The organism is Paenibacillus sp. FSL K6-2524, from assembly GCF_038005525.1.
Lineage (GTDB): Bacteria > Bacillota > Bacilli > Paenibacillales > Paenibacillaceae > Fontibacillus > Fontibacillus anaericanus.
In genome coordinates this window covers 5,548,097-5,569,266 of sequence record NZ_JBBOSP010000001.1, presented here as the reverse complement: position 1 = coordinate 5,569,266, position 21,170 = coordinate 5,548,097, and the positions used below count along the sequence as shown (strand labels likewise).

The window sequence follows — 21,170 nt, the reverse complement described above, 5'->3', positions numbered from 1 at the left end:
GACGATAAGGGTGATGTTGGACAATGAGCGAAATTGTCTATAGTGATAATAAATTTGAACTAGTCTCAGATTTCACACCTCAAGGTGATCAGCCGACAGCGATAGAACAGTTGGTGGAAGGCGTGAAGGCAGGAAAGAGGAATCAAACCTTACTAGGTGCTACAGGCACCGGGAAGACGTTCACGATTGCTCATACCATTGCCAAGCTTGGCAGACCTACCCTCGTTATTGCTCATAACAAGACACTGGCCGCGCAACTTGCGAGCGAGTTCAAAGACTTCTTTCCTAATAATTCGGTTGATTATTTTGTCAGTTACTACGACTACTATCAACCGGAAGCCTATATCCCTTCTTCTGACACGTACATCGAGAAAGATTCCAGCATTAATGAAGAAATAGATAAACTGCGACACTCCGCGACAAGTTCTCTGTTCGAGCGACGGGATGTCATCATTGTAGCGAGTGTATCGTGTATTTACGGCCTAGGTTCTCCTAATGAATACGGTAATATGGTCTTGTCCCTGAGAGTAGGTATGGAGAAGCCGCGGAATCAGATTTTGGCCCGTCTTGTCGAAATTCAATATCAGCGTAACGATCTAAACTTTGTACGGGGTACATTCCGTGTACGTGGCGATGTATTGGAAATTTTCCCGGCTTCCAAGGGGGAACAAGCAATCAGAGTGGAATTTTTCGGCGACGAGATTGAACGAATAACCGAGATTGATGTATTGACTGGTGAATTGGTTGGGGAACGTGAACATGTAGCTATTTTCCCAGCATCTCACTTTGTAACGCAGGAAGAGACGATGCGGATGGCATTGGTCAATATTGAGCGAGAATTAGAAGAACAGTTAGAAGTATTTCGGTCCAAAGGTAAGTTGCTTGAAGCCCAGCGTTTAGAGCAACGTACACGTTATGATATTGAAATGATGAAGGAAGTTGGCTTCTGCTCAGGGATTGAGAATTATTCCGGACCTTTAACATTCCGTGAACGGGGTGCAACACCTTATACCTTGATGGATTACTTCCCTGATGATTTCTTGATTGTCATCGATGAGTCGCATGTAACGTTACCGCAAATTCGGGCGATGTATAACGGTGACCAAGCGCGGAAGACCATGCTTGTAGAGCATGGCTTCCGTCTGCCATCCGCACTTGATAATCGTCCGCTTAGGTTCGAAGAATTTGAGGAGAAGGCAGATCAGTTGATTTTTGTGTCGGCTACGCCTGGTCCTTATGAAATCGAGCATTGTGATACGATGGTCGAGCAGATCATTCGGCCTACAGGATTGCTGGATCCGATCATTGAGGTCCGTCCGACAAAGGGACAAATCGACGATTTAATCGGAGAAATTCGCGATAGGATTGAGAAGGACGAGCGGGTTCTGGTTACAACGTTGACGAAGAAAATGTCCGAAGATCTCACTGATTATCTGAAGGAGATCGGCATTAAGGTACGCTACCTTCACTCAGATATCAAAACGTTGGAACGGATGAGTATTTTACGTGATCTACGACTTGGAACCTTTCATGTTCTTATCGGGATCAATCTACTGCGAGAGGGTCTGGATCTACCTGAGGTATCACTTGTGGCGATTCTGGATGCGGATAAGGAAGGATTTCTCCGTTCAGAACGTTCACTGATCCAGACGATCGGTCGGGCGGCTCGAAATTCAGATGGACGTGTACTCCTCTATGGCGATAAGATAACCGATTCCATGGCTAAAGCCATGAATGAAACGGAACGCCGTCGTAACACGCAAATGGCTTATAACGAACGCCATGGGATTACGCCGCAAACGATCCGCAAGAAGATACGTGATGTTATTGAGGCTACTAAGGTTGCCGAAAGCAAGAGCGATTATCTGACAGGTGCGGCTAAAGGCAAAATGTCGAAGCGGGATCGCGAGACTGTCATCAAACGTATGGAAGCCGATATGAAAGAAGCAGCCAAGAACTTGCAATTTGAGCGCGCCGCCGAACTGCGTGACGCGATCATGGAGCTCAAGGCAGAATGATATATACGACTAATTTTATAATAAGAGAGATATATAAATTGAAATAAAGAAAGTGAAAATGTGGAGAGAACGAAATGATTCTGAAGAAGCGAAGCGTTCACCTTTGTCCCCGAATTTCACCCTTGTATAAAGTTCAATGAAGAAATTCGGGGACAACAGTGATCGTAAGAACATTTCGATATCGCAACCTATCACAATCGATAGTTCAATTTATATAGTTTCAAGGAGATGAAACCGAAGTGGCCATTGAGAATATCGTCATAAAGGGCGCAAGAGCGCATAATTTGAAGAATATTGATATCACCATTCCCCGCGATCGATTTGTTGTGCTAACAGGGCTTAGTGGCTCAGGTAAATCGTCACTTGCCTTTGATACGATTTATGCTGAGGGGCAACGGCGCTATGTGGAATCACTCTCCGCATATGCTCGCCAGTTTCTAGGACAAATGGAGAAGCCGGACGTAGATTCTATTGAGGGATTATCCCCGGCAATTTCCATTGACCAGAAGACGACAAGCCGTAATCCACGATCTACGGTTGGGACCGTGACGGAAATCTATGATTACTTACGGTTGTTGTTTGCGCGAGTGGGACATCCTCACTGTCCAGAACATGGTGTCGAAATTACCTCTCAGACGGTTGAACAGATGGCAGATCGTATTATGCAATATCCTGAGAAAACCAGACTGCAAATATTAGCTCCTGTTATATCGGGGAAAAAGGGTGAGCATAAAAGCCTTTTTAACGAGATCTCTAAACAGGGTTTCGTTCGTGTTCGTGTAAATGGGGAGCAACGTGATCTTTCGGAGAATATTGAACTAGAGAAGAATAAGAAACATTCGATTGAAGTTATTGTTGACCGCATTGTAGTGAAAGAGGATGTTCGGAGTAGGCTTTCCGATTCCATCGAAACAGCTCTGAAGATGTCAGGTGGTCAATTACTTGTCGACATTATAGGTCAAGAAGAGCTGCGCTTCAGTTCTAACTTTGCTTGTCCGATTTGCGGCTTTAGCATGGATGAATTGTCCCCACGGATGTTCTCCTTTAATAGCCCGTTTGGAGCCTGCCAGGAATGCGATGGATTAGGGGCGAAGATGGTTATTGACCCTGACCTGTTAATCCCGAATCCAGATAAGAGTATTGAGCAAGGAGCATTTGAAGCTTGGGCAGGTAGCACCTCCAATTACTATCCACAATTTTTGAGATCGGTTTGTGAGCATTTTGATATACCGCAGGATGTTCCGGTATCTGAGCTTACCAAAGAGCAGATGGACAAGTTGCTGCATGGTACAGGAACCACTAAGGTACGCTTTCGTTATCAGAATGATTTTGGAATGAGCAAAGATGCCTACGTTACCTTTGAAGGAATTATTCCTAACCTAGAACGGCGTTATCGTGAGACGAGTTCGGATGGTATACGGGAATTTATTGAGGGGTTTATGGGCTCTAAACCTTGTAGTAGCTGCAAAGGAAATCGCTTGAAGAAAGAAGTTCTAGCTGTCACGATTAACGACGAGAACATAGCGTATGTGACTTCTCTGTCCATTGGGGAAGCGAAGGATTTCTTTAATGGTCTACGATTGAGCGACAAAGAGATGACAATCGCCAATATGATTCTTAAGGAGATAAACAGCCGATTAGGCTTTCTTGTTAATGTTGGACTTGATTATTTGACGCTAAGTCGGGCTGCAGGCTCGTTGTCTGGAGGGGAAGCTCAACGGATTCGTCTAGCGACGCAAATAGGTTCGAGCTTGATGGGCGTCTTATATATCTTGGATGAGCCAAGTATCGGTCTGCACCAGCGGGATAACGATCGATTGATTGAAACGTTGGGGCATATGCGTGACATTGGTAACACTCTAATTGTTGTTGAGCATGATGAGGATACGATGTTAGCTGCAGATTATATCATTGATATCGGTCCGGGGGCAGGTATACATGGTGGGTATGTAGTCGCACAGGGCACGCCACAAGAAGTCATGGATGATCCGAACTCGTTAACTGGACAATATTTAAGCGGGAAGAAGTTTATTCCGGTTAGCAATGATCGGCGTAAACCTGATGAGCGCTGGTTGGAGGTCAAAGGAGCCAAGGAGAACAATCTTAAGAACATCAACGTCAAGTTCCCTATTGGTGTCTTTACGGCCGTGACTGGTGTATCTGGTTCGGGTAAATCGACATTAGTGAATGAAATTTTATATAAAACATTAGCACGTGACCTTAACCGAGCTAAGGTTCGTCCAGGACAATATAGGGAGATCAAAGGTTTGGAACATATCGAGAAGGTCGTTGATATTGATCAGTCGCCGATCGGTCGTACACCACGCTCTAACCCAGCAACGTATACTGGAGTATTTGATGATATCCGTGATCTATTCTCCAATACAAATGAGGCAAAGGTGCGTGGTTATAAGAAAGGGCGGTTCAGTTTTAACATTAAGGGAGGCCGTTGTGAGGCTTGCCGTGGCGATGGTATTCTCAAGATTGAGATGCACTTCCTACCGGATGTCTACGTACCATGTGAAATTTGTAAAGGTAAACGATACAACAGAGAAACGTTAGAGGTTAAATATAAGAATAAGAGTATTGCCGATGTACTAGAGATGACTGTAGAAGCAGCGACTGAGTTCTTCCAGAACATTCCTAAGATTCACCGCAAACTTGAAACGCTATTGGATGTGGGGCTTGGTTATATTAATCTCGGACAGCCAGCTACGACGTTATCTGGCGGGGAAGCACAGCGTGTGAAACTAGCTTCCGAGTTGTATCGTCGCAGTACGGGCAAGACGATTTATATTCTAGATGAGCCGACAACAGGGCTACATGTCGATGATATCGACAGACTACTCAAAGTATTACATCGTCTGGTGGATTCCGGTGAAACGGTACTGGTTATCGAGCATAATTTGGATGTCATTAAGACAGCGGATTATCTTATTGATTTGGGTCCGGAAGGCGGAAACCGAGGCGGAACGATCCTTGCAACGGGGACGCCAGAGGACATTGTGAAGGTGGCAGAGTCGTACACTGGGCAATACTTGGCGCCGGTTCTGGAGCGGGATACGAAACGTACCGAAGAAATGAAGGTACTCGGTTAGAGAAACGGAAGACTAGAAGGTCAAAGTGACTAGAGGTTAATTGGCCAAGAACAGAAGAAACACAGTTAAATTAAACATGAACGTCTGATGTTGCGAGCAAGCAGCATTGGGCGTTTTTTTTTGTGTAGGTGAAAATAATGTAGCGGATAATTTAATCTAAACAGGGCAACAGAGTTAGTCTTCCTTCAAAGTATAATTTTGGCGAATAGGAGAAAGAGAGACGGGGGATACTCTCATCAAAAGCTATTAGGTAGGAGTGACCACAGTGAAAAACCAGGAGACTGAAAGCGGTGGAACCAGTCCGGCCAACGAGACCTCATTATCTACTTATTCTCTTAGTAGTTCTTTGGACGAAATGTTAGCCCTGTTTCGGCAAATATTCAGCAATGATGGCACACTTAGAATAAGAATAATTGAGAATGCACAGTGTAGCAGTATTCGCTGTGGCCTAATTTATATTGACGGAATGATTGATAGGAACCAGATTAGTGAGGGTGTTATAAAACCTATAACTAGCTATCAGTTTGATGAATCGGAACGAAGTGGTACAGCTGAGCTGATGGATAAAATCAGAAAGCAAGTTTTGAATGTTAGTGATGTAGCTGACTCTACGGATCTGGAAGAAATAATCGCTGCGATTATATCGGGGAAAACCGTATTTCTACTGGACGGCTATTCCGGCGCACTTAACATTAGTGCACAAGGCTGGGAGATTAGGGCTATAACCGATCCGATGACGGAAAAAGCGAACAGGGGATCTCGTGAAGGGTTTACCGAATCAATGCAAGTTAACCTGACGCTTATAAGGCGGAGAATACATGATTCTGACTTGAAGTTTATATTCCTTGAGGTAGGAACTCGCAGTAAAACACAAACCTGCCTCTGCTATATGGAAAGCTTGGCCTCGCCAGATATTCTTAAGGAACTGCAAGGTCGGCTGAAGCGGGTTGAAATTGATCATATTCTGGATACGGGTTATATTTCGGAATTAATTCGGGATGAGCCCTACTCCCCCTTCGAAACGATTGGAAGCACAGAGCGCCCTGATACGGTGGTTGGTAAGCTCATGGAGGGTAGAATTGCGCTACTTATCGAGGGGAGTCCTTTTGCCCTAACTCTCCCTTATGTGTTTGTGGAGAATTTTCAAACCAGCGAAGACTATTACATGAACTATTATTTTGCCTCTTTTAACCGGTTGTTAAGGATCTTTGGGGCATTCTTGTCCTTTAGTATCCCAGCTGTATATGTTGCATTGGTTACTTACAGTCAGGAAATGGTACCCACACAGCTCCTGCTCAGCATTGCGAAGGCGAGGATGGACGTACCATTTCCAACAATAGTAGAAGCGCTGCTGATGTTGACCGTATTCGAGATCCTGCGGGAGGCGGGTTCCAGAATACCAAGCAACGTAGGACAGGCTGTCAGTATTGTGGGTGCTTTAGTTCTAGGACAGGCGGCCGTGGATGCTCGAATCGTCAGTGCTCCTATGGTTATTGTAGTCGGTCTTACGGGGATAACAACACTACTAAACCCCAAAATTACGGGTCCTTTAATAATAATCAGGGTTTTATTACTGATACTGGCCTTTCTATTAGGCATATATGGGTATTTCTTAGGGCTGCTTGGTTTGGTAGTTCATTTGATGAGTCTTCGTTCATTTGGGGTGTCTTATATGATTGGCGTAGGTTCGATTCGTCCTCAGGATATAAAGGATACAGTGATCCGGGTTCCGTGGTGGGACATGTACTTGCGTCCGGTGGTCATAGGGGCGAGGAATATGAAGAGAAAGTCATCTAAGAACAAGGGACATCATCGATGATACAGGTGAAACGTTTGCTGCAGATACTAATAGTACTGTTTTCGCTAGTTGCGATTTCAGGTTGCTGGAATTACGTTGAAGTTGATGATTTGTCCATTGTGGCAGGTGTGGCAATTGATAAGAACCCGGCAGATGGAAAATTGTTATTAACAGTAGAACTGATTGACACAAAAGGGGGGACAAAGCAGACGCAGGCAGGCTACAAGACGATTAGCCTTACAGGAGACACGATGTTTGAGATTGTCAGAAACATGATATCAATGACAGGCAAGAAATTATTCTGGAGTCATGCCAAAGTGATTATTATCAGCGAGGAGGTTGCCCGGAGTGACGGGGTGATTAGATTTATTGATTGGTACACGAGAGATACGGAAACGAGAGCTGATGTATTTATTTTTGTATCCAAGGAGAAAACAGCCCGGGAGATTCTTGATCTTCAAAGCACAATGGAGTCAATCACTTCCTTTGAGTTGGCGCAAATGATGCGGGATGAGAAGTATGTTAGCTCAGCTCCGACTGTGGAGATATGGGATTTTATCGATAAGTTGGAGTCTCGTGGGAAGTGCGCAATAGCACCGCTAGTTTATATTCACCAAAATGATACGACTAGCAGTGAGCGAGTCAACGGAACCGCTGTTTTTAGTAAAGATCGAATGGTGGGCACTCTCAGTGGTGAAGAAAGTAAATATATGCTTTTTGCCAAAAATGATATAAAGGGAGGCATTTTACCCGTGAAAGATGAGACGGGAAAACCAAGCTTCTCATTGGAAATTATATCAAGCCAAACGAAAATTAAGCCGATATTGACACTGAGGGAATCCAGATTCAGATTAACACCGTGACTCATACCGGGTTGGATGAGGTCATGTCTTCAAACGGATTGTCAGATTTCCAGAGCCAGAAGGCAATTGAACAACGTGCTGAGGAAGAACTCGAAAAAAATATCTTGAAGGTAATTTATAAAGTACAGCAGGAGTATCGTAGCGATATTTTTGGGTTTGGAGAGATTATTCATGAACAGTTGCCTAAAACGTGGAAAGAGATGGATGACACATGGGAAAATGAATTTAGCAAGTTAAAGTTTACGGTTCAATCGAAGGTTATGATTGATAACAGCGCTAGAACTTCAAGATCAATTAGAATAGGTGATTAAAAATGGCTGTATTAATTGTGTTTCTTTATGCTTTCATTGTTTTGATTGATCCGTATGGTCTGCTGAAACAGGGATTGAAACGTGACTTTTATGTATGTTCTGCCCTGTGCTTGCTTTCGTTTGTGATCGCCTTTTCACTGACGATGAAGTGGGATATTCCCAGTCCTACCCCATTAATTGAAGGCTGGGTCAAGCAACTTCACTAGAATGAATGAATACCAAGAAAGAAGGTGACCTTTCATGAGTAAAGAGACGATTACGGGTGGCCAGTACACTAGCATAACGATCATGTTTATGATCAGCAGTTCATTGTTCATGGGAGGTGCAGGTCTATCCGGCAACAGCATTTGGGTTTCTTTGTTGCTTGCGATTACAATGGCAGTGCCGCTTGTGTGCATCTACGCAAGACTGCATGCTCTGTTTCCTGGTAAAAATATTTTCGATATGTTGATTGCAGTTTTTGGCAAGGTAGCAGGTAGAGTAGTAGCCTGTTCATATATATGGTATTCCCTACATTTAGGAGCCCTTGTGCTGCGTAATTTTGGCGAATTCAGTAAAACGGTCCCGTTAACTGCAACGCCGATGATTGTGCCTATGCTATGCATTGGGCTACTCTGTGTTTGGGCAGTAAGAGCAGGGATTGAAGTGATCGGAAGAAGTGCGAAGTTCTTAGTTCTGTTTGTGCTATTTGAGCTCTTTATCATACAAATATTTTCGCTCCCCCTTTTTGAATATCATCATCTATTACCGTTGCTAGATAACGGTTGGAATGCCGTACTGAGCGATGCCATGAGTTCATTCTCATTTCCTTTAGCTGAGACTGTATTGCTGTTGGGCGCTTTTCACTCCCTACCGGATCGAGCCTCAGCCTATCGGGTAATGCTAAGTGGGGTGTTGATTTCAGGGGGAGTTATTATTCTAGTTTACCTACGTAATATGTTAGTACTGGGACCTGAGATCATAACCTCTTTGTACTTCCCATCTTATGTGGCGACGAGCCGGATCAATATAGGGGATTTTCTCACAAGAATCGAAGGCTCCTCGGCGATAGCGTTTGTAACAGCGCTGGTCATCAAGGTTAGTTTGTGTTTATATGTAGCCAGCATTGGAATTGCCAAAGTATTTAACCTAAAGAGTTATCGTTCCGTTGTCCTACAGATGGGGTTGATCATGGTGTATTTGTCGGTATTTATATTCAAAGATATTATGGGGATGCAGTACTTCGCCTTTCATATTTATAAAGTCTATGCCTTCCCTTTTCAGGTGATTATCCCGATGATATTGTGGATTGGGTCTGAAATTGTAGTTCGAAGAAACAAGAATAAGACGGCGGTGGCTTAATAGCGACGACACTCTAATGTTAGCAAATATCAGCACGGATAAGAATGGACTTGGACAATGTCAAGGATAAAAATTACTGTTCGAGAAGAAAAACAATGAAATTATCGTCAATATGGCAACATTTTCAATATTTTTTCGTCCTTGCTATTGCATCCGATCCAGAAGGAAGATAACATGGAAGAAGATGTGATAAACCGCTGATTAAAGAGGGGGCTTCGATATGTGGTTACTCGCTGGAGCTGGTGAGACTACAACGACCTATAACGGCTTTGATATCTTTATGTTATTGTTTACGCTGATTATTTTTATTGGTGTGGTACGTCTACTGATGGAGCGTCCCAAGAAGAATCTGTTTGCTATCGGATTCGGCATGCTTTGCTTGGTCATTTTTTTGGTCTCGGATGTCATCATGATCAAGGCTTGGTTCAGTTAAATCATCTGATGGCCACAACTAATGATTAATTATATTTCGCAACAAAAAGGTGGCAGCCCAAGTAATTGGCCTGCCATTTTGTATTTAGGATCACAGTTTAACTTATAACCTAACTGAAACTGTACATTGGATAGCACCGGATAGTGTCCAAAATTATTTAGTTGCATTAGTTACACTTAATATGGGTTCAATCTACGCTGCACGAGTATTAGTTGCAAATAGTACACTTAAACTTCCCATGTTCGAGTAAGTCTCCAGTTTGGCTTGAAATAGCTGTATGTTGTACAACTAAAGTGAGCGAATTCATCGATGAAGCCAATTTGGTGTATTTTATACAACTATGTGTGGTTTGGAAGTTGCTGAGTGACTAAATAGTGTAGCGGTGGATGGAAGTTGTTAAGTAACTCTAGAGTATATAGATGTATGAAGGTAATGAGTAACTTTGTGGTATTCCATGTTTGCTTATATTTTCCGCTGGATACGTGGGAATAAAGCTAGAGTGTGAGGCCGATGTCTGATAAAATAGATAAGTTATAGGAATCTCAGATTTTAGATGTTGTTAGTTCTAAGAGAGATGAATACAGAATTTAATGATGAATCCAAGTGATTTATCTAGGAGGATATAAATGAGTAAGACAGCATTAACAAGACAAGACGTGGAACTGCTTGCACCCGCAGGTGATTGGGATTGTATGCGGGCTGCGGTAGCCAATGGAGCAGATGCGGTATTTTTTGGAGTGGAGAAGTTTAATGCTCGTGCACGGGCGAACAATTTCCGGATGGACGAGTTGCCAGAGATTATGGCCTTTTTACACAGCTATGGAGTGAAAGGGTTTTTGACCTTTAATATTCTCGTTTTTGAGAATGAGTTACGAGATGCAGGAGAGTTAATTGAAGCATGTATCGATGCAGGTGTAGATGCGGTGATTGTACAGGATTTAGGTCTGGTTAAGCTGATCAGAGAACTGTCACCAGACTTTCCGATTCATGGTTCGACGCAAATGACGATTACTTCGCCGGAAGCGGTTGAGTTTACTAAGCCGTGGGGGATGGAGCGGGTTGTACTTGGACGTGAAAATAACCTGAAGCAAATCGAGAAGATTGGAGCGCAGGCGAAGCTGCCGATGGAGGTATTCGTACATGGTGCTCTATGCGTATCTTATTCCGGTCAATGTCTAACATCGGAAATGTGGGGCGGACGTTCGGCGAACCGCGGCGAATGCGCACAGGCATGCCGTCTTCCATATGACCTCATGGTTGATGGAGTGCAGAAGCCGATGGGCGATATAGCTTATCTGTTGTCGCCTAAAGACCTCGCTGCTATTGATATTATGCCTGAATTGATTGAAGCGGGAGTAACGTCTTTCAAGATCGAAGGACGGATGAAGACCCCGGAATATGTTGCTAATGTCGTGAGTAAGTATCGGAAGGCAATCGATAGTTATTTCGAAGGAGATGGAGTCCGGCCATCAAAGGAAGAAATTCGAGAGCTTCAACAGAGCTTCTCGCGTGGTTTTACGCACGGATTCCTTGAAGGAACGAACAATAAGCAATTGGTGGAGGGAACATTTCCTAAAAGCCGTGGAGTATATCTAGGTGTGGTAGAACAGGTGCTTCGTGATGGTGTTGTCTGTAAGATTGAGGCGCCAGTGAAGCGTGGGGACGGTATTGTGTTCGATGCGGGGGACCCGACGAAGAAGGAAGAGGGGGGCCGCATCTACGATTTGCGGCGCAAGGGTGTGAAGCTGGAAGGCGAAGCGGCTGAGAGTTGGATCGTGGACATTGTGCCAGGTCGCAACGATGTTGATCTGCGCCGTGTTCATGTAGGCGATCGTATCTGGAAGACGAATGACCCTGCTTTGGATAAGCGTCTTCGTCAGTCATATGAAACTGAAAAGCCGTACCGGGTGTTCCCAGTACATGTCCGGGTAATTGGACATGCAGGTGGGCTGCTCTCGACTTTCTGGACCGATGTCCAGAAAGGAACGACGGTACAAGTCGACTCGGAGCTTGAGCTCGAAGTCGCGCAGAAACGGCCGATGGACTACGCCCTGCTCGAAGAGCAGTTTGGCCGTCTAGGCGGTACGGTGTTCCAGCTTGAGAAGCTGGATGTGGAGCTGCATGGCGACGTAATCCTACCGATGCGAGAGCTGAACGGCATTCGCCGCCGCGCAGTGGAACTCCTGGCGGGCGAGCGGCCTAAACCGCCCGTTTACGTGAAACGGGCGGAAGGGCTTGATGGCGCCCTCGCGCATAGCGGGGCGCCTGCGAATGGCGGCGCGGATGCTATGCCGCGCCGCGTGCCCGTGGCTCGCGGTGAGGCGAAGCTCACCGCGCTCTGCCGCAGCCTGCCGCAGGTGCAGGCTGCACTCGAAGCTGGCGTAGAAATGATCTACGCCGACTTCGAATTCATTAAGCAGTTCCCGGCAGCGGCGGAAGCCGTACGGGCTGCAGGCAAGTCTATTGCGCTAGCGACGCCGCGCATTCATATGCCAGGCGAGAACGGCTACCATAACAACATCCTGCGTCTTGAACCCGACGCAGTGCTAGTACGCAACACAGGTGCGCTGTATTTCTATTTGCGTCATCGTCAGGAGAATCCTGATGCTAAGCATCCGCAAATTATCGGTGACTTCTCGCTTAACATCGCCAATCACAAGGCGGCAGAGTTGTTCCTAGATGCGGGCTGTGATCTCATCACACCGTCATATGACCTGAATATTCAGCAGATGGTTGATCTGCTGGGTCAGAGTCAGACTTCTGCGGTGGAGATCGTTATTCATCAGCATTTACCAATGTTCCATACGGAGCATTGTGTGTACTGTACCTTCCTTAGTGAAGGAACAGACTTTACGAACTGCGGACGTCCATGTGAAGATCACAGCGTATCCCTGCAGGACCGTATTGGAATGTCTCATCCGGTTCGAGTAGACGAAGGCTGTCGCAATACCGTGTATAACGCTATTGAGCAATCAGGTGCAGAATATTTGAATCACTTCCTTGAGCTTGGTGTGCCAAACTATCGGGTAGAATTCCTGGAAGAGACACCAGAGCAGGTACATGAGGTCATTGATCTGTATACCCGTGCGTTACGTGGTGAGATTAGCGGAACACAGGTATGGAAGTCACTTAAAGCGACTAACCAACTTGGCGTTACGCGTGGGCAATTAGTGAAATAACAAGGTTGCACCAATCGGCGTTGCTCGATCATGTTCATAGGACTGCTTCTCCGTGTGATTTACGGAGGGCAGTCTTTTTTCAAAAAAAGGTTTGTTTTTATAGGCTCAATTTAGAAATCAGTGGTTGACTGTACGCGTGAACACAGCGAAGGGTCGGAAGGATTCTGAAGAAACGGTAGTGTTCGCCTTTAAAGAACTATTTCAACCAATAATCCTTTTATAATCAGGAAATAGGGCTTTAACAGCGATCGTAAGAACCCTCCGAACCCATAGCGATTCAATTGAGCGACGTCAGCCGCTGATTTTGGTCTTGGGCCTTATTTTATAGATAAAAGATAAAAACCGAGGGGAATGGATAGAAGTATGGTTCCTTTTACATTGGGTGAAGTCAGATCACTATGCGGTAGAATCTCATATAAGCGGGGAGAGCAGCTCGTTAAAGAGGGCTTGGTGGCTGAGCTGAATAGCGATGGGGCAGGTCATTTTGAAGCCAAGGTTCACGGGGAGCAGCAATACGTTGTGAGGGTAGACGTGAACAGATCAGGTACACTCAAAGCGCAGTGCAATTGCCCGGCCTATACACCTTACTATGGATATTGTAAACATATTGCAGCAGTGTTGATCATGATACATCAAGTGCATAGTGAACCGGGAATCCGAAGTGGCTATGTAGTTCCCTTGTCTCCGCTATTTGAGAATACTGAATCAGTTGGTTCTGCAGATGATGAGTATCCTCAGGATTCACAGCCTAATACCACAGTCGCATATGAAGGGGACGACATAGTATCAAGCAGTCTTATTTCCCTTTTTCAGCGTAAATCCGGTGTAACTAGGAAACATGGTAGCGAACTAGCCACTACGGTCCCTTTACATGGTCGCAAGGAATTGTTGAATGTGGAGTTCACTGTAAAAAGAGTGCATAGTCTGGGCGATGAATATAAGTTTGTCATGGAGATGAAGGTTGGAGAAAAACGGCTTTATATCGTTAATGATCTCGGTGAGTTTCTTGGACACGTTGAAGCAGCCGATCGATATCCTTTTACCAAACTATTCGCCTATGATCCCAATGTGCATGAGTTCAGCCCAGAGGACTGCGAATTAATCATGAGGTTGATTGATATTCATAATAGTGAATATGCCTATAAAGAGGCTACTCACCTTTCTCCTAGGTACTCCAGCACTCGTTCCAAAGGAGACAAACGACAGTTGATCCTACCTCCGCTTGCTTGGAAGTCGCTAGTTCAACTCATGACGGGAGTTGGACTGAACGTGCTCATGGAGCAAGATAATGGCGCTACGCGTTCATTTGTGGCAGAAGAGGGCAAGCTTCCGGTTTCTTTTAAAATTAGTAAGGAGCAAGAGACCGAGAGTTACCTGATGGATATAGAAAGTTTGCAGGAATGTACTTTAATGCCTCGTTACGGATGTGCTGTAGCGGAAGAGCGAGTCATTATGCTTGAGGAATCGGATACCCGGATCGCAAGTGAATTGTGGAAGCTGTTGTATCACAAGGACAGTAATCAGTTGCACATTCTCCCTATTCAAATAGATTCTTTCATGGAACATGTGGTGCCCGGCCTGCGCCGACTTGGGAATGTGAGTATGGAGCAACAAATCGCCGACAGGCTTGTTGAAACGCAGTTGCGCGCTAAGTTGTTCTTGGAGCAAGATGGTGAGGTATTACGGGGCATGTTGGAATTTCATTATGATGGGATTAAGTTGCAGCCGCTGTCTTTGGGGAATAGGAATGAGAGTGAAGCTGGGAGCGGAGGCTGGGGCGTAGATTCTATCGGATCCCCATCACTCGGCGATGTTATCTTAATTCGGGATACGCAGCGCGAGGCGCTTATCTTGGATATGATTGATAGATCGGCTTTTCGAATTTATGAAGGTGGGTTGATAGCGGAGGCAGAGGATGAACTTTACGACGTGTTATTCAATTTACTCCCGGAACTTGAGCATGTGGCTGAGATATATGCAACGCCATCTGTTAAACGAATGATCCATAGCAGCAACCGTCCTCCTAAGGTGAAAATAGATACGGATAGCTCGCTGAATTGGCTGGAGGTCTCTTTTGAAATGGATGCGATGAGTGAGGATGAGCTTAGGGGAATATTCCTTAGCATCGTAGAGAAGAAGAAATATTACCGACTGCCTGAAGGAGCGTTTCTTTCCTTGGAGAATGAAGAGTTTCAGGTGTTCAATCGGTTGTATAGTGATCTGGGAATGAAGAAAAACGATATCAAAGGTGGTTTGATTTCACTTCCGGTGGCACGGGGATTACAGTTTCAGGACCGGAATGAGGATGGTTTACAAGGCGTTCAATGGGGCAGGTCTCTGCGCCGACTACTAGACCACCTAAAGGACCCGGAGGCCATGGACTTCGAAGTCCCGAGCTCACTTGCCTCTATACTGCGGGATTATCAGGTGACAGGATTCAGATGGATGAAGATGTTGGCTCATTATCATTTTGGAGGTATTCTTGCCGATGATATGGGGCTTGGTAAAACATTGCAAAGTATCGCTTATATTGTTTCTGAGCATGAAAAGAGCAGCGCCACAGGCGTTGAGCGAAAGCCGGTACTGATTGTTGCGCCAGCATCGCTAGTCTATAACTGGGAAAGTGAGTTCCACAAGTTTGCTCCGCAGCTTCATGTTAAAGTGGCTGCTGGAGATAAGCAGGAACGTAGCGAAGTTCTGAGTGAGGTTGAAAAGGTCGACGTAATCGTGACGACTTATCCATCACTGCGTCGTGATTTGGAGTGGTACCGGGAGATCACATTTGACACGTTGATCATCGATGAGGCGCAGTATATTAAGAACCCGGCGTCGCAGACAGCACAGGCTGTGAAAGAGATTTCTGCGGCTCACCATTTTGCTCTTACTGGCACTCCAATTGAGAATTCACTAGAGGAGTTATGGTCGATTTTTGACGCAGTATTCCCAGGTCTGTTCGGTGGACGGAAGACGTTTATAGAAATGCCACGGGATCGAATCGCAAAGAAGGTGCGTCCTTTCATACTGCGGCGACTTAAGAAGGACGTGCTGAGGGAGCTTCCTGATAAAATAGAGACCGTACTACAGTCCGAACTACATGTGGAGCAGAAGCAACTCTATAGCGCCTATTTGGCCAAATTGCAGGAGGATACCGCAAAGGATTTGGAGGAAGGAAACTTTCAGAAAAGTCGGATCAAAATACTAGCGGGCATTACTAGACTACGTCAATTGTGCTGTCACCCTACTTTGTTCATAGATTCGTTTACAGGCTCTTCAGGTAAGCTGGAGCAGTTACTAGAGCTGGTTGAAGAAGCACTGGACAGTGGGAAGCGGCTTCTTATCTTTTCACAATTTACCGGCATGCTGAGTTTGATCCGTTCGGAGCTCGTGCAGCGAGAGGTGGATTTATTCTATCTCGATGGCTCCACACCTTCAAGAGAGCGTGTAGACCTGTGCCGCCGTTTTAATGAGGGAGAGAATCAGATCTTTCTTATTTCGCTCAAAGCGGGAGGAACCGGACTTAATTTAACAGGAGCGGATACAGTTATTTTGTATGATCTATGGTGGAATCCGGCTGTAGAGGAGCAAGCAACGGGTAGAGCTCACCGGATGGGACAGAAGCAAGTTGTACAGGTTATTCGTTTAGTATCCAAAGGAACTATTGAAGAGAAGATTCTGGAGCTTCAGGAACGTAAAAGAGATCTGATCGAGGAAGTCATTTCATCGGAATCAGGAGAAGGGACTTCGAGCTCCCTAACCGAGCAAGAAATTCGCGGGCTACTCATGATATGAATATGAGTAGTCTGTTTTTTTGTTAGATACTAGTTGTGCTTAGCGCAGCGGGAATTTCGAGCCCGCATTTCTCATAATCGTAGATGTATCAATGGTTTGGTGCAACGCTTTAAACTGCTGATCTCTTTATTAAGTTTCTGTGACAAGGAGATATTTTCCATTGATAATAGAAGTTTATCAGTGCTAAAAAATTGTTTATATGATAAAATGAAAGCGTAACCAAAATATAAATGGAGGCAGAGTTCTACAACGTGAATTAAGTTTTCCAAGTGATTTTTTTATGAAAATCGAAAGGGAAGGATGATTCGCAAAACGGATTATGCTAATGAAGTAAGTTTTGTTACGAAGCTCACAAGAAGTCATTGCTTGCTCGAAAAAGCGTTTAGGTTTATGAAATAGATTTGTTTGTGGAAGATCAGATGGAAGGCTGTATTTCACAAAACGGATGTGCTTAGGAAGTAAGTTTTGTTACACAAAACTTTTAGGAGGCTGGATGAGATGTTTGAAGGATTCCTCGAAATGCAATCGGTAGTTTCTCGGGTTCAAGGACGACTAGAAATTGGAGGCGATCAGGCGTATCATAAACTCGAATACGGTACGGAACGTTTCTTGCATACACCTGAACCAGGCAACCGTATTCGCAAAGAGGAACCACCTCAACGATTCTCTTTCCGCAGATTTTGGAGTTAATGAACTAGTGATACAACAGCAATAGTAAATCAAAAGGCGACTTTCCCGGAATCATTTATTTCGGAGAGAGGAGCCTTTTTCTTGTTTGCTAGCTTCCTTAATAACTGTGATATAATGTAAGTAACTGAGATCCTACAATGGACAAGGAGATATTTATAAAATGAAAATTCGTAAAGCCATTATCCCGGCCGCAGGGTTAGGTACGCGTTTCTTACCTGCAACTAAAGCGATGCCGAAGGAAATGCTACCCATTGTGGACAAGCCGACTATTCAATATATCGTGGAAGAAGCCGTAGCTGCAGGCATTGAAGACATTATTATCGTCACGGGTAAAGGCAAACGTGCCATTGAGGATCACTTCGATAATTCCTTTGAGTTGGAACATAACCTCAACGAGAAGGGGAAATGGAAGCTACTAGAGGAGGTCCGCAAGTCATCTGAAATGGCGGATATTCATTATATCCGGCAGAAGGAACCTAAAGGTCTTGGACATGCTATCTGGTGCGCCCGGAAGTTTATTGGTGATGAACCCTTTGCAGTGCTACTTGGTGACGATGTAGTTGAATCTGATGTGCCTTGTCTGAAGCAAATGATTGATGTCTATGATGAACAGCAGGCTTCGGTAGTAGGTGTTCAACCTGTGCCTTGGAATGAAGTATCTCGCTATGGTATTGTAGACGGAACCGAGATTAGAGACCGGGTATATTTAGCTAATCAATTGGTAGAGAAACCCGAGGTGAACACGGCCCCTTCTAATCTGGCGATTATGGGCAGATATATTCTAACTCCAGCTATTTTCGATATACTTGGTGAACAACATGCAGGCGTAAATGGTGAGATCCAACTAACGGATGCGATATCCCGCTTGCGGGAGACCGAGCGAGTTATAGCCTATAACTTTTCAGGTATTCGGCACGATGTTGGAGAGAAACTTGGCTTCATCCAGACAAGCATCCATTATGCGTTGCAGAACATCGAACTTAGGGAACAATTACTAGATTACATGACAGAGATTATAGAAAATACAGGACATAAGAAAACGACCTCTCATTGAGAGGTCGTTTTCTATGTTTATTGTACTAATTATCAGAATGTCATCTGAGCCAATTGATCGATCGCATCTTTGGCCGTTGGGTCTATTTGAATGTATTGATCATAAAGTGGTTGATCGTTAGTTCCTGTCATCTGTAAGGCGGCCAGATACCAACGGATTATTTCTTGGTTTGTTGCTTCGGTTAAATCCTCTGTGATCCCTTGCTTCAGAATCTCAGCAGCTTCAGCAGGATTATTCAGCATGTACTGCATCTTACCAGCATTTAAAGCCATTTGAGGTGTAACATAAAAAGGATTCCCTTGGAACTGCCCCTTTGGCAGTGTCTTCAAATGCTCGACACCATCTACGACATGCTGATAGGCATCCAATCCTGCCTTAAAGTAATATTCTTTCTTATCGTTATCTTGCTCGCTGAGGGCTTGATAACCGAGTTCAAAGGATTGAGCAATCAGTTTCTCGTACCAAGCCATATCCCAGGCGTATCGATCTGCATTATCCTTCAATACCTCGTATGCTTGGTCGTTCGAACCCTTTTTCTGATGCAAAATAATGAGCTGATTATATATATTTTTATCGTACGGTTCCTTCTTTAGAGCTGACATTAGAAGGTCGTAATCAGCAGTGAAGAATGATTCGTCTTGGGTTTGCTCATAACCAGCTTGCAGTAGAGCATTCATATTGAGTACAGCATCTGGTAGGCCGCTGCGTTTATTTAGTGCCTGATCCAGCGGTGTCTTAATTTCATTAAAATCGTTACTGGTAGTCATCAACTCTCTACCCTTGATAGCGGCATTGTTTGCTTGAATATACCGGATCGAGGTGAAGATTAGAACCACTGAAGTAATGACCAGAACACCACTATAGATAACTCTGACATTCCCTGGCTTTAGGGTAAAGCGTCTAACAGGCTGATTGTCCATTGCGGCAACCATGCCCCCAAGTCCAAGAAAGACGAGCATGCCTATGAAGACGTAGCTCATATTAAAGTCCATCATACTGTGAATCAGAATGGAGAACACAACAATGAAATAAACAAAATAGGAGTCCCGTTCGTGTTCTTCTGATCGCATATACCCACGGATGTATTTATAGAAAATAAAGAGTATGAAGGCCAAAAATATGATGAAGCCTAGAAGTCCAACTTCTACTAGATACTGCATGACAAAGCTGTGGGCCTGTCGGCTCGTGTATGGATTGTTCTGGTACTTTTCGTAAATGGAAGCCCAGGCTCCGCCTCCAGCACCGATGATAGGATAATCTTTTACAACCTTCGCCGCATCTTTATAAAATGTCAGACGTTCCAGCACAGAGTGTTGTTGAAGGTTGATGTTTTCGAGGCGTTCACCGATATTTCCGGGTAAAATGTGCTTCAGGTTTGTTCCAAGGAACAACGCGATCAGCAAACCTACCGCAACGACAGACCCGATAGGCAGCCACAGATTCGAGAATTTTTTCTTGGTCAATTTACTCATACCGTTCTCTAAACGAGGTGCCACATAACGTTGGATCAAGCAGGCTAATAGGGCTGTGATCAGCGATGCGCCTAATACGTAAAACCATCCCTTGGCAGGATCGCCGATTTGTCCAAGGTGAAATTGTTGCCCAAGTTCCGTAACTGGCTTAGCAATTAGCAGTGTTCCTACACCCGCAATCAGGCAATAGAGAATCCACAGAACTTGATTGGCAGGTTTAAGGAATAATAATAGTACGATAAATACGATGGGTAGAAACATTAGACCGCCGCGTGACAATGTCAGTAGAATCGATAATACGATTGGCACGAGTGAAAAAGCGTGTATGGCTTGTCCATACCATTTTTTCGAGCGAGTAATAGCAAATATCGCAACGAAGAAGAAGGCCATCAAGAACGCAGCATATGTATTCGGATACTGGAAGACCGAAGCCAGCCGCGGACCATTGGAATCAATCCAAACTGCCTGGTTATATTGTCCATTAATGACTGTAGGTGAGAACCATCCGACTATGCTTGAAGCCAGCCGCCCTTGTCCTAACCAATTTAATAGTCCAAACAAGATAGTGAGATAGGCCACGGTAATCATTGAGGTCTCTATGATAGAATTAGCTTGTTTATTTTGCAGTAAATAGAGGCCTATAATAAAGATAAAGGCGTATAGACATTGAATAAGTACTGCGTTGGTCGCATAAAAATGTGAAGCTGCTGAGATCAAAGCAAGCATGTAAGTAATAGGAAGTAATAGTACAGCAATCGCAGTCCAATCGCGCTGATCTTCCAATTTGAATTTGTTGAAGAAGGCGAATATCCCAACTAAGAGCAATAGGCTCCCAATAATGGTTGCCCAATAAATAGGCTTCTCAAAGGTTGATACAAGTCCGTTAAATAGACCCGCTTGAAAGGGTGCCCACACCATGAAAATGATTAATCCGATAATTAACAACCATAAAGCGACAGGTAACTTTTGCCCATTTCTCGACGCTATGGCTTTTTTCCCGTATACTGGATTCGACAAGGTTATAATCTCCTTTTCTTCTAGGTACGACAATATTTTAGCATAGGTAAGGTATATAAGTATAATCGAGTACAATTTTTGGCTTAAGGGTATAGAGTAAAACGAAA

11 protein-coding genes and 1 pseudogene are annotated in these 21,170 nt (G+C 44.5%); 11 read left to right on the top strand and 1 reads right to left on the bottom strand.

All coding sequences use genetic code 11. The annotated features are described in order from the left end of the window. The first annotated feature begins 23 nt into the window (after positions 1-23). The 11 genes and pseudogenes from uvrB to galU all read left to right on the top strand — a co-directional run bounded on the left by uvrB (position 24) and on the right by galU (position 18,574). Positions 24-2,018, top strand: coding sequence for an excinuclease ABC subunit UvrB (gene uvrB, locus NST85_RS25975; protein ID WP_341190798.1), 1,995 nt, complete (start codon positions 24-26; stop codon positions 2,016-2,018). Positions 2,019-2,257: 239 nt separating this feature from the next. Next, positions 2,258-5,116 (top strand): excinuclease ABC subunit UvrA, encoded by a 2,859-nt coding sequence (gene uvrA, locus NST85_RS25970; protein ID WP_341190797.1) that lies wholly within the window; start codon positions 2,258-2,260, stop codon positions 5,114-5,116. Positions 5,117-5,381: 265 nt separating this feature from the next. Further along, positions 5,382-6,935 (top strand): spore germination protein, encoded by a 1,554-nt coding sequence (locus NST85_RS25965; protein ID WP_341190796.1) that lies wholly within the window; start codon positions 5,382-5,384, stop codon positions 6,933-6,935. Then, a pseudogene (locus NST85_RS25960) lies at positions 6,932-8,088 on the top strand (Ger(x)C family spore germination protein). The gene NST85_RS25965 and the pseudogene NST85_RS25960 overlap by 4 nt, the downstream one beginning before the upstream one ends. A 2-nt stretch (positions 8,089-8,090) precedes the next feature. Beyond that, positions 8,091-8,294 (top strand): hypothetical protein, encoded by a 204-nt coding sequence (locus tag NST85_RS25950; RefSeq protein ID WP_127194169.1) that lies wholly within the window; start codon positions 8,091-8,093, stop codon positions 8,292-8,294. 34 nt (positions 8,295-8,328) lie between these two features. Then, positions 8,329-9,429, top strand: coding sequence for a GerAB/ArcD/ProY family transporter (locus NST85_RS25945; RefSeq protein WP_127194170.1), 1,101 nt, complete (start codon positions 8,329-8,331; stop codon positions 9,427-9,429). A gap of 220 nt (positions 9,430-9,649) precedes the next feature. Next, positions 9,650-9,862: a hypothetical protein gene (locus NST85_RS25940; protein WP_127194171.1), complete on the top strand. Its 213-nt coding sequence runs from the start codon at positions 9,650-9,652 to the stop codon at positions 9,860-9,862. Positions 9,863-10,488: 626 nt separating this feature from the next. After that, positions 10,489-13,041, top strand: coding sequence for a U32 family peptidase (locus NST85_RS25935; RefSeq protein ID WP_341190793.1), 2,553 nt, complete (start codon positions 10,489-10,491; stop codon positions 13,039-13,041). 351 nt (positions 13,042-13,392) lie between these two features. Further along, positions 13,393-16,830: a DEAD/DEAH box helicase gene (locus NST85_RS25930; RefSeq protein WP_341190792.1), complete on the top strand. Its 3,438-nt coding sequence runs from the start codon at positions 13,393-13,395 to the stop codon at positions 16,828-16,830. A gap of 498 nt (positions 16,831-17,328) precedes the next feature. Further along, a complete protein-coding gene (locus tag NST85_RS25925; protein ID WP_127194174.1) occupies positions 17,329-17,520 on the top strand; it encodes a hypothetical protein in 192 nt (63 codons plus the stop codon). Positions 17,521-17,680: 160 nt separating this feature from the next. Beyond that, entirely contained in the window at positions 17,681-18,574 is an 894-nt protein-coding gene (galU, locus tag NST85_RS25920; protein ID WP_341190791.1) for a UTP--glucose-1-phosphate uridylyltransferase GalU, read from the top strand. A gap of 32 nt (positions 18,575-18,606) precedes the next feature. Here the strand turns inward: galU and NST85_RS25915 are convergent, their stop codons facing one another. Then, positions 18,607-21,063 (bottom strand): Wzy polymerase domain-containing protein, encoded by a 2,457-nt coding sequence (locus NST85_RS25915; protein ID WP_341190790.1) that lies wholly within the window; start codon positions 21,061-21,063, stop codon positions 18,607-18,609. Positions 21,064-21,170: the final 107 nt, after the last annotated feature.